This is a genomic window from Lacrimispora sp., assembly GCF_046972725.1.
Lineage (GTDB): Bacteria > Bacillota > Clostridia > Lachnospirales > Lachnospiraceae > Lacrimispora.
Map to the genome: position 1 here is coordinate 80,205 of NZ_JBKVXF010000003.1, position 12,287 is coordinate 92,491.

The window sequence follows — 12,287 nt, forward strand, 5'->3', positions numbered from 1 at the left end:
AGGTGCAATTAAAGATATTTAAGGAAGCAATATCCTGTTACCAGAAAATATACCATAGAAAGCAAGTTAAAAATGACACGCTGTGTCGCATTTCTTACATGTAATGTAAAATATTGGATGATTATTGTATAATGGTTTAACATTATGATGCAGAAGTTAAATTATTTGTGTCTGCGTTATTGACACAGATCCAATAAAATCTTACTTAATTGGAACACAAAACATTCTTAAAAACATACTAATATTTTTGTTGAATATTAATCAGCAATAGTCTGAGCATCAATAGTTACATCTTTTGTTTTCACAGCATAATTACCCCCAACTGGCCTCTGAGCCATATGATTAAGAGCAGCACAAAGAGGCTCTCCCAATACTAAGTTCAAAAAGGCAGGTGAACTGATGGAATTTAGCGTTGAATTCTTAACAGTAGTCCGAGTGTGTAAAATCTAAGAACGTGACATCTGTGTTTATGAATCTATAGCTATAACCTATAAAGAGAAAGGAAAATATATAATCCTTTTATAAAACATTAATGAATAAGCGGATTATATGACATGGGAATGAAAGAGAATAAAATCCTTATAAACGTTTTGAAAAATGCTTCTGAAAATTTTACTAACAGGAGTATTAGCTTTTATGGTAGTAAAAAAAATAGAATTACGTATGGTGAAATATACAGAAGAGCAGAAGCCATGGCCGTAATTTTAAAAGAAGAGGGAATTTCACAGGGAGATCATATATTTATATGTATAAATGATATGATTAAGTTTACAGATATATTTTGGGGATCTGTATATGCTGGTATCGTTATTGAACTTGTTCCTTTCGAAAGCGATGCACTTGAAAATTCGGTTCAGGGTAAAAACTTGATTGCAGAATCGCAGGTAAAGATTCTTATCAGCGATAAAGCTGACTTTTCCTGCTCCGAATGGTTAGAGAACATCAATATATTAAGTGCTGATACACTTATTTGTAACATTAATAATCTTTTAAATGGTGAAGCTTGGCCCAAGAAAGAAGAAAGTACAATTGAATTCGATGAAATGGATGCGGCATTCGCACTTTACACAAGTGGTACCAAAGGGAAACCAAAAAGAATCGAGTTTAATAATATTCAGGTTGTTTCGTCAATGGAGAGAATAAATTCACTAATAGGAAGAGTTGATGAAGATGTTACTTTAAATATACTTCCTTTATTTCATGTCATAGGATTTTTTATGTTCTATGTTGCACCTGTTCAACTTGGAATTGATCAGATACAAATTCCTTACAGAGAATTTGTTTCAAATCCAAAGCTTTTATTTGAAGTACTTAAAGACAGCATCGTATCTGATATAGACGGTATGAATTATGTGCTGCGTACGTTATCCGAGATATCTGTAACTGATGAAGAGAAGATGAGTCTTGGCAGAGTAAAAAACATACTTTTGTGCGGAGAGGTAATGGATGTTTCTCTTATTGACAGGGTACAGAAGAAATACAACACAACTGCGATCCGTACATTTTATGGAATGACTGAATGTCTTTCCTGTGTGACTATGGCTGGCAGGGAGGAATACAATACATTGGATCTTTCGCCTTTTATGGGAAAGATTGAAGAGATGGCTTCGGAATCTTATACAGTTGTAAAGGGCAGAGCAAATGCAGGAACAAATGCAAATGGATATATTGCTCTTCTTAATGAGAACGGCGAGTTGATTACACAGGAAAATATTCCAGGTGAAATAGGGATAAGTGTTAATTGCATTGGTAATATGAAAAATTTAAAAGATAACATTACATATTACCATACAAAAGATCTGGGAGTAATGTCAAATGGAGAGCTCTATGTTATAGGACGAGTTGATGATATGATGATTGTTAATGGTCTGCATTATTATCCGGGAGATATAGAGGCTGATATTTCAACAGCTATTTTGGGAAAAAGATATGATCTGGCGCTGGTATCAGATGATAGAAATGGCAGCATATTTTTATTTGTTGAAACTGATGACGAAACCATTCTTTCGGAACAGAAAGTAAAAAAGATACGAAGCTTGGTTTATAAGAATTATTCTCTTGTTATAGATTCACTACATACACTGCCCAAAATTCCAAAAACAGCAAGCGGGAAGAAAAACAGACGTCTTTTGATGACATGCTTAAATGAAGATAATATTTGGGGAAAAAGGATAGATTCTATTGAATTGATTCGACTCGAAGCCGATCTTCTGGAAAAAGAGCATGTAAGAATACCACTTCATGAACTTGCATCCATTGATAACGATGAAAAACTTGCTGAATTGATAAGAAAATATAAGGAAAAAAGTTATATACAGCTTCCTGAAAGATTGGGGGATCCTTATCAAAAAAATATGCCATTTCATCTTACTCAAATGCAGCAGGCATATTTAATAGGTCAGGACGAAATATTTGATATTTCAAATTTAAGGACCATGCTTTATTATGAGTTTGACTGTAATGCAGATATTAAAAGATTGGAAAGAGCGTTTCAGAAGGTAATAGATACACAGCCGGCTCTTAGATTGAGCATTGACGAAAAGGGTATGCAGCGCTTTCTTCCGAAAGAGGAAACAATATTTACGATCGAAGAAGAGAATGTGTTTAACCTTGAAAGGGCTGAGATGTTAAATGCAATCAAAGCATTTCGGAAGGAAGTCAGAGAGGATACTGTCTGTGTCGGAGCTTGGCCGCTTTATCGCTTTAAGGCATTTAGAATATCAAAAGTAACAAGCATTCTTTGTGCGGCAATTGATCTTATTGCTCTTGATGCAGGAAGTGTTTCAATGTTCTTTCAACTTGTTGCAAAAGCTTATGACGATCCGGACGTGGAATATAAAGAGAGCTCCTATACCTTTCGTGATTATGTAATTGATATGGACCGTATGGCTGAAACAATGCTTTACAAGGAAGATAAAACCTACTGGAATAAAAAATTGGCTGATCTCCCCCCCGTAGGAATGCTAAGAATGCTGGTTTCTCCTTCCGTAATATCAAAACCCCATTTTGATAGAGTAGAGTTTAGGCTGAGCAAGGAAAATGTAGAGAAGTTTACTATAGAATCAAAAAGACTCGGGGTATCTCCTTCCGTAGTTCTTATGGCTATTTACGGACGGGTTCTAGCTTACGAGACAGGACGAGGTTCGTGTGGTCTTAATGTTACAGTATTTAACAGATATATAAATAGTGGACAAGCAGATGGATTGCTTGGAGAGTTTACATCTACGATATTTGTAAATGTAGGATTCAAAAGGGAAAGTTCCTTTGCAGCAATGCTTAAAGAGCTTCAGGTACAGGTATATAGCGATTTAGAACATAGACTTTACAGCGGAATTGAACAGGGAAGAGATTATAAAAAATTAAACCATTTTACCGGAACTTCTGTTTCACTTCCATATATTTTTACAAGTACTTTAGGAACAAGTGAGGCTTTCCCTGTTGTATTTGGAGAGCTTTCATATGCTGCAAGCCAGACGACTCAGGTTTATATTGACTGTCAGGCCTCGTGGAGAGCTGATGGAGAAATGCTTATAAGTTGGGATTATGTCAAGGAATTGTATGACAGAGAATATATATCCACTCTCCTTGATCGCATGCATGAGCTGATTACTTCGTTTATAAATAACAATGACCCACTTCAGGTACCTATGCTCTTGAGCAAGGATCGAGAGCTGCTTTCAGAATATAACAGTACATACGTAGAATGGAAGCCTCGTACAATGACAGCTGCATTTAAAGATACGGCTGAAAAATTCCCGGAAAAGACGGCCATCAAGGATAAACGAAGTTTATATACGTATAGGCAACTGGATCAGCTTTCAAACGGTATTGCTAAAAAGCTTATAAGTGACGGTGTTAAGCCAGATGATTTTGTTGCTGTTTTGTGTGAAAGGAGAAAAGAATCCATAGCGCTTATACTGGGAATCTTAAAAGCAGGAGCAGCGTATGTTCCGGTAGAAATTAAAAATCCTGAAACCAGAAGAAATGAAATTGTTTCTGACAGTGGCTCAAAAATGCTTATAACAACAGCTTATTTATTTGATGTTCAGCCTTCCACAGAGACTATAGATCTTGCATCTCCGGAAAAGAGGGCATATGTAATTTATACATCGGGTAGTACGGGAAAGCCAAAGGGAGTTGTAATAACCCACAAGAGTTCTATGAATACCATAGATGATATTAACAGAACATATTTTATAACAGAAAAGGATACGATAATCGGGCTTTCATCTATGGCATTTGATCTTTCCGTATATGATATATTTGGAGCAATGTCTTCAGGGGCAACACTAGTCATGGTGCCAGAGCTTTATGATTTGAGCAATATTACAAAAACAGTAATTAGAGAAAGAATAACCGTGTGGAATTCGGTTCCAGCTATCGTACAGATGTATATTTCAGAACTGGAAAGAAAGGAGGAGTTTGAAGATAACAGGGGGCATAAATGTGTATATGCTTCAAGCAATGCCATAAGGCTTATGATAATGAGCGGTGACTGGATACCAGTTGATCTTCCAGAACGGATACAGAGAGTACTTCCTGGAATGGAGATCATAAGCATGGGTGGTGCCACAGAAGCATCTATATGGTCAATCTACTATCCAATCCGCAAGGTGGAAAAGGGTTGGAGAAGCATACCTTATGGAATGCCATTAGCAAACCAAATGATGTATGTACTCAATGATAACCTTGAACAGTGCCCCATAGATGCGGAAGGGGATATCTGGATCGGCGGCGCAGGAGTTGCGGTTGAATATCTTAACGACCTTATAAAAACTGAAAAGGCGTTTGTATCTCACTCATTACTAGGAAAAATCTATAGGACTGGTGACAGAGGCTGCATGAGGCGTGAAGGCTATATGGAATTTTGTGGTCGCTATGATGGTCAAATCAAGATAGCAGGAAATAGAATCGAGCTTGGGGAGATAGAGAACAATATTTTAAGGATACCAGGAATAAGGGAATGTACTGCGGTGATTGACAATTCCAGGAAGTTTTCTCCGAGGATATATGCCTTCTATACAGGTGAAGAGCTATATGAGGAATTGATTTTAAAACAGCTTCAAGAATTTCTGGTGTCATATATGATTCCAGAAAAAATAATACATATCGATAACATTCCTCTTACAGGAAACCAGAAGATCGACAGGAAAAAACTACTTGAGAATATACCTAAAATTGATTTTAAGTTGGAGCTGCCAGAAACCGTATTTGAAAAGGCAATAGCCGAAATATGGAAACATGTTCTTAAGCTGGAAGTGGTGGGGATTGAACAGAATTTTTATGATGCAGGTGGGGATTCGCTTAAGCTTGTATTACTTACATCAGAATTAAATGAATATTTTCATATACATTTAACTCATTCTCAGGTGCTTGAAGCCGAAAATATTAGACAGTGTGCAATGCTTGTAGAAAGAGTACTGCCAGATAACAGACTTGTAGAAAGAGAAGAACTAGAAATAACGCCCGATAAAGAAAATCGATATGATCCGTTTGAGCTTACCGATATACAGAAAGCCTATTTAATGGGACGAGATGATATTTATGAAATCTCAAGTGTATCAACCCATGGATATTACGAGTACAGAACAGAATTAAATTTGGACAGACTTAATCTGGCAATTAACCGGGTAATAGCTGCACAACCAATGCTTCGCATGGTCATTAATCAAGACGGGCTTCAGCATTTTCTTAAACCAGAAGAAACTTACTATGAGATGAAGATTAACGATGCGCGTGGTTTTTCGGAGGAAGAATTCAATGCTTTCGTTTTATCTATAAGAGAAGAAGTAAAGCAAGAAATGAGAGATGTATCTCAGTGGCCTTTGTTTTCTCTTCAGGCAGTAAGGAGGAACAACATAGAGAGCATTCTTATATTCAGTGCGGATCTTTTGTGCATGGATGCTGCCAGTGTAGGTTTGTTCAAGACACAGGTCATGAATACATACCTTCATCCGGAAGCTCCGGTTGAAGAATCCGAATTCAGTTTCAGGGACTTTGTAGTCAATCTTTCAGTTATCAATCCACCTGAAAAGGTTGAGGCAGACAGAAAATATTGGATAAAGAAGATTCAGGACTTCCCTATAGCTCCATCGCTTTTACAAAAAATGTCAGCAGAAGATGTAGTTCAGCCGCATTTTGAAAGGGTTGCTGCAAAGATATCTGCACCGGATATGGAGAAGCTTAATTCAATAGCAATAGAAATGAGGGTTACGTCTTCTGTACTTTTACTTACATTGTACGGAGAATGCCTTGCTTTCTGGAGTGGACAGGAGCAGACCGGTATTAATGTTACTATATTTAATAAATATCCGATGCATCCGGACATTCATACCCTTATTGGTGACTTTACATCTACAATGCTTATTGCTGTTGATGGCATTAACAGGGATTTTAGCAACAATGCAAAAAAAATCCAGGAAGATCTTATTCAAGGACTTGAGCATAGAGCGTATACAGGTATATCTGTTGGGCGTGATTTGAAAAAAATGAGAAACCTTAGAAAACAGGGGGTAGTACCTTATGTATTTACCAGTACACTGGGATCACAGACAGAGGAACTTGAGTTCGGCGAAGAAATATATAGTGCCAGCCAGACCTCGCAGGTTTATCTTGACTGTCAGATCATGTACAGTGGAAAAGATGTTTCTGTTACATGGGATTATGTAGTAGAGCTGTTTGATAAAGATATGATGAAGAATATCTTCTCGACCTTTATAAATTCAATTTATCTACTCTTGGAAAACAGAGATCCGGAAAGTGCATTTGTATTAAGTAAAGAAGAAGTAGAACTTATTAACAAATATAATAATACTTCAAAGGAGCTTCCGAAAAATACCATTGTAGAGGTATTTAATCATATCGTTGAAAAAATGCCATATAAGATTGCGGTCAAAGATACTGAAAAAAGCTATACTTTCCATAAACTTGATAAGGTCAGTAATAGTGTTGCGGACAGACTCACGCACCTGGGAATTGGAAGAGGTGATTTTGTTGGGCTCATAGGAGACCGTCATATAGAAACAATAGCTCTGCTTCTGGGAATTCTGAAAGCGGGAGCTGCATATGTACCTGTAGAACGGAACCATCCAAAAGAACGTATACAGGAAATACTTAAGAAGAGCAGGAGCAAGGCGATCATTGATAGCAATTGGTTGGTGGATAACGCAATAACAGAATCGAATACAGTGCATAAGGGTGCTGGCAGATCGGAACCGGCATATACAATATTTACATCAGGCAGCACAGGTAAACCAAAGGGTGTCCTCATCACAATGGAAGCAGTTATGAATACGGTGTTTGATATTAATCAAAGATTTGAAGTAACACAAGAGGATGTCATACTTGGTCTTTCAGCCATGAATTTTGATTTATCGGTGTATGACGTGTTCGCAATGATGAGTACCGGCGCGACGCTCGTCATGGTAAAGGATCTTTATGATACGGCTGAGATATATGAGCAGGCTTATAATGAAAAAATTACCTTGTGGAATTCTGTACCGGCGCTCATTCAAATGATGACCTTTTACCAAAAAAGAGAAAAAAAGAATAAACTTGAATCAATACGTCTTGTAATGATGAGTGGAGATTACATACCGCTTACTCTTCCCGAGCAAATACGTGAATATGAACCAAATGCACAGTTAATAAGTCTTGGCGGAGCTACAGAAGGCTCTATATGGTCTATATATTATCCTATAAATCAGGTGAGTAAAGAGTGGAAGAGTATACCGTACGGAATGCCGCTTTCCAACCAGACCTTTTATGTGCTTAACGGAAACCGAGTGCCATGTCCGGTGGGCATAGAGGGTGACCTTTGGATTGGAGGTGAGGGAGTTGCAGCAGGATATCAAAATGATCTGGAAAAGACGGAGGCTGCATTTGTAGAGGATAAACGTTTTGGACGTATATACAAAACTGGCGACAGAGGCCGTATGACTTTTCAAGGATATATAGAGTTTCTCGGCCGTAAGGACGGACAGGTTAAACTTAATGGACACAGGGTTGAACTGGGAGAAATTGAGCACGCAATATGTGACGCGGCGCGCGTAAACGAGGCAGTTGCAGATGTGGTTGAAATTAATAACTCAAAGCATATTTATGTGTTTGTGGCAGGAACTCAGCAGTCAGAGGAAGAAATTATAAAAAGGATAAAAAAGGTGCTTCCTTCGTATATGATACCATCGGGTGTTATAGTTTTAGACAAAATGCTGCTTACTGCTAATCAAAAGATCGATAGAAAGGCTCTTAGAAATCTTATATCAGAAAAAGGGAATAAAGAACTGAAAGCACCATGTAACAGAATACAAAAGGATCTTTGCGAAATATGGAAGAAAGTCCTTCATATAAACAGCATAGGGATAGATCAAAGCTACTATAATCTTGGTGGCGATTCAATACGTGCACTTCAGTTAATCTCCGAGACTAACAAAAAATTTCACGTATCAGTTCCGCTTAGCTTAATGCAGAATATAGAAACGATTGAAGAAATGGCTGATGTGATTGAGAATTCTGAGGAAAAACAAGAAGATATCACATATATAGAGACTCATCCTGATAAGATGAGCAATGTATATTTACTCCCACCTCTTGTAGGCTCTGCGGTTGCATATATGCCTCTGGCGGAACACATGCCCGATGTACCGATGACTTTCTTTAATTATAGAATCTTTTCGTCACTTAAGGAGGCCACAGAAGTATATGCCGAAAAGATACTGGCATTGTCAGAAGGCCGTGACATTATTGTTGGAGGACATTCGGCAGGAGGAAATTTAGCATATAGTGTAGCTGCCTATCTTGAAAAAAACGGAGTATCCATTAAAGCACTTATAATGTTGGACAGCTTCTATTTCAAAAATATAGAGCAGTACGATACCGAAAAACTAAAACGTAACTTCAGAATCCTGATTAAGCAAATGATTATTAGAAATAATCAAATTGATTTTGATGAGGAGGGTATGAACAACTATATGGACCTTCTGTTAACCGCCAATACTGCAGGAAAGATTCATGCAGACATTTATTTTGTTAAGAGTGAGCCACCGTATATCAAATTTGGAAAGGTTGAATCTGTACCTGAAGCGTGGGTTCAAAATACCACGGGAACATTTTTTATGCAGCAGGGGCTCGGTTTTCATCCTCTTATGCTTGTGGAACCGTTTATCAAAAAAAATGCAGAAATAATAAAGAAAAATGTAAATAAAAGGTAGAAAATATGGGGGTAAAATAGTATGAATTACGATCTTGCAATGAATTTTGATATGGAACTTTTAAATTATATAGAAAAAAATGATATAAAACATCAAGTGACATCGATGTTTGGCAAATTAAAGGAAGATATTATCGGAGGAGGACGTTCCTCTGTTACGCTTCCTGAGGTAACCAAAGAAGAACTTCAAACAATTGTAAATAAATGCAATCAGCTTGGAATTAAATTTAATTATCTTATGAATCCACTTTGTATAGCAAATAAGGATCTAATAAGTGATTCACACAGAGAGATTTTAATGTTTATTGATGAACTGCGAGAGATGGGAATCCCGGCGATTACCGTTAACTCTCCGTACCTATGCGAGGTCATTAAGAGACATTACCCGGATATGTGGGTAACACTTGGATTGTATGCAATGGTAAATGGAATACAGCAAATTAATAACTGGATTACGCTTGGAGCTGACGAGATTACTCTCCCTCACTCGATGAACCGTGATTTTGAGATGCTTGAACATGTACTAAAGGCATTTAAGGATACTCATGTGAAATTCAGACTAATTGCAAACAATGCGTGCCTCCATGACTGTCCATTTGCGATACATCATGCAAGTGGAGTCTCTCATTCTAGTGCAAAGGATGGAAAAGGCAACGATAAATACATAGATTATAACATTATCAATTGTTATTTCCGTAAGGTTACTAAACCAACTCATCTTATATGTTCAGACTGGATCCGTCCTGAAGATGTACATTATTATGACGAACTTTGCGACAGAGCGGGCAATCATAATCTTATAATTAAGCTCGTAGAGCGTTCTAAAGGTACAGAATTTCTTTCAGAAGTACTACAGGCATACCTTGATGAAAAATATGAGGGAAATCTGCGAAAGCTTTTCAACTGGGCGGATACCGGAAATGTGGTAAACAAAAACATAGATAATAAGGCTTTTCTGGAGGAGATTTTATCGGGAAAGATGGATGCTAAATCCATTAATCAGTACATTAAATTCTTTACTCAGCTGCCGAATGTCATTGTTGATAATCAAAAGCTGGACGGATTTATAAATCACTTTTTAGGAAGATATCCATGCAGAGAAAAGCCGTGCTGGACAGAAAACGTTGATCCTCCTAAAGGGCAGACAAAATATTGTACGTACTGTTATCAATGGATGCAAAAGGCTGTAAGCTATCCGGAAGATGTAAATCTGGAAAAATGGAGTGAAAACGGCAATAAGCTTTTTGAAAATATGAGAAGCAGCAGGATCTTTGGAGTTAAGGAGAGTATTCATGAATAATATACTTACCATATGGGATTTGCTTGAAGATGCTGCAAAAGACAAAGACAGAAGTGTCAAGCAGTATATAGATTTAAAAAATGATGAGACTCATGATCGTATGGATCTATATAAAGACAGCAAGGCAATGGCTTTATATATTCAAGAAAATATAAAAGGAGATAAGGTTGCATTCCTATGTAGTACTACTTATAAATTCCTGGTTGGATTTTTCGGCTGCATAGGAAGCGGAAAAACAACCGTAATAATCAACTCTGCTCTACCAGATGAAATGATAGCCGAACTTCTTTTATCGACAGAGACTTTTGCAGTTGTATATGACATAAATGTATTACGAATTGAACATATAGAAAAACATATGAATTCAAAGCTTAAAGCGATTAGCACCTATGAATCTGTCACTTGTATCACAAATGTGATACAAAAATATTTGGGAAAAGAATTTATATCGGAGCTCGTACCCGAAGCAATGGCTGTTATTGCATTTACATCAGGCACAACAGGAAAGATGAAAGGGGTCATGCTTTCTCATAAAAATCTTGTAACAAACGTTTTTGATCTACATAATGGAACTGATTATACCATCGATGACAGGGTTGTGAGCCTGCTGCCGCCGTCGCATGTATTTGGACTTAATGTCGAAGTATTGCTTGCAACATATCTGGGCATTGAACTTGTATTTGAAAAGAATACGGCAGCCGCCTTTAAAGGCTTTAATAGGACAGAGCCAACGGTACTCATTATGGTACCTATGATGGTCGATTTACTTGCGGCAAAGCTCTCTCGGGTCGAAGATAAAATACCAGGTGCAAGGAAAGCGATGGTAAAAGAATCTGTAACAGGAAGCAGGTTACGTGCTATAGGGTGTGGAGGAGCAAAGAACAATCACAGGTCAATACTCAAGCTTGCTCAGTATGAAATAAACTGCCGTCCGGGATACGGTATGACAGAGCTTTCTCCAGTAATAAGTATTAATCAGAATGGATTTGATAATCCGTTTGCAGACGGTATGTTAGTTGAGTCTTTGAAAATGAGGATTAAAGACGGTGAAATACAGCTCCAGGGGCCGACAATAGCTTTGGGCTACTATAAAAACGAAGAAGAATGGAAAGACATGTGGGACGGAGATTGGTTTAAGACTGGAGATATTGGATATTTGAATGAAAAAAATATGATAGTCCTTACCGGAAGAGTAAAAAATCTTATAATCACATCTTCAGGAGAAAATATTTCACCAGAATACATAGAAGAAAAATATAAAGCCTTTCCCCAGGTGAGTGAAGTAATTGTTAAGGCAGACGGCGATTTAATTACAGCTGTAATTTATTGTGCCAGAGGAATGGAACAGGTAGAAGCGGATAACATCACAAGAGAAATCAATAAAACGCTGCCTGTTTTCAGCAGGATACAGAAAACTTCTATTAGAGCACAGGAGTTTCCAATTAATATTTCAGGGAAAATTTTGAGAAATATAGTTTGAGTTATATAAGTAAATTTATAGATATAAGGAGAAAATCATGAATATAATAAAAGAAATTAAAGAAATAGTGTGTGAAAATCTGGATATTGAGTCAGAAGAGACAAAGACTGATATTTCATTTTTTGAATTAGGGGGGAATTCACTTACAGCATATATAGTACTTGAGGATATTCAGGAAAAATTTAATGTAGAGATCTCGACAGAGGAGCTGTTTGAGAAGAGTACAATCGAAGATATTGCCGCACTAGTTGATGAAAAACTAAAACTACAAAAAAGCAATGATTTTTCTTACATATAAA

The 12,287-nt window shown here is 37.2% G+C and carries 4 protein-coding genes; all 4 read left to right on the forward strand.

Annotated elements, in window-relative coordinates; translation table 11 throughout:
• The first annotated feature begins 554 nt into the window (after window positions 1-554).
• Genes ACLTWA_RS12835 through ACLTWA_RS12850 form a run of 4 tightly spaced genes read left to right on the forward strand, consistent with a single transcriptional unit; the run spans window position 555 to window position 12,286 of the window.
• The gene (locus ACLTWA_RS12835) at window positions 555-9,209 is read left to right on the forward strand and encodes an amino acid adenylation domain-containing protein (protein WP_412328258.1); all 8,655 of its coding nucleotides are present in this window, start codon (window positions 555-557) and stop codon (window positions 9,207-9,209) included.
• Window positions 9,210-9,230: 21 nt separating this feature from the next.
• On the forward strand, window positions 9,231-10,508 hold the full coding sequence (locus ACLTWA_RS12840) for a hypothetical protein (protein ID WP_412328260.1): 1,278 nt from the start codon (window positions 9,231-9,233) through the stop codon (window positions 10,506-10,508).
• Window positions 10,501-11,988: an AMP-binding protein gene (locus tag ACLTWA_RS12845; protein ID WP_412328262.1), complete on the forward strand. Its 1,488-nt coding sequence runs from the start codon at window positions 10,501-10,503 to the stop codon at window positions 11,986-11,988. The genes ACLTWA_RS12840 and ACLTWA_RS12845 overlap by 8 nt, the downstream gene beginning before the upstream one ends.
• A gap of 37 nt (window positions 11,989-12,025) precedes the next feature.
• Window positions 12,026-12,286, forward strand: coding sequence for an acyl carrier protein (locus ACLTWA_RS12850; RefSeq protein ID WP_412328264.1), 261 nt, complete (start codon window positions 12,026-12,028; stop codon window positions 12,284-12,286).
• Window position 12,287: the final 1 nt, after the last annotated feature.

Coding starts and splice junctions, on each gene's coding strand:
- ACLTWA_RS12835 (WP_412328258.1), top strand. CDS start 555: ATGGGAATGAAAGAGAATAAAATCCTTATAAACGTTTTGAAAAATGCT.
- ACLTWA_RS12840 (WP_412328260.1), top strand. CDS start 9,231: ATGAATTACGATCTTGCAATGAATTTTGATATGGAACTTTTAAATTAT.
- ACLTWA_RS12845 (WP_412328262.1), top strand. CDS start 10,501: ATGAATAATATACTTACCATATGGGATTTGCTTGAAGATGCTGCAAAA.
- ACLTWA_RS12850 (WP_412328264.1), top strand. CDS start 12,026: ATGAATATAATAAAAGAAATTAAAGAAATAGTGTGTGAAAATCTGGAT.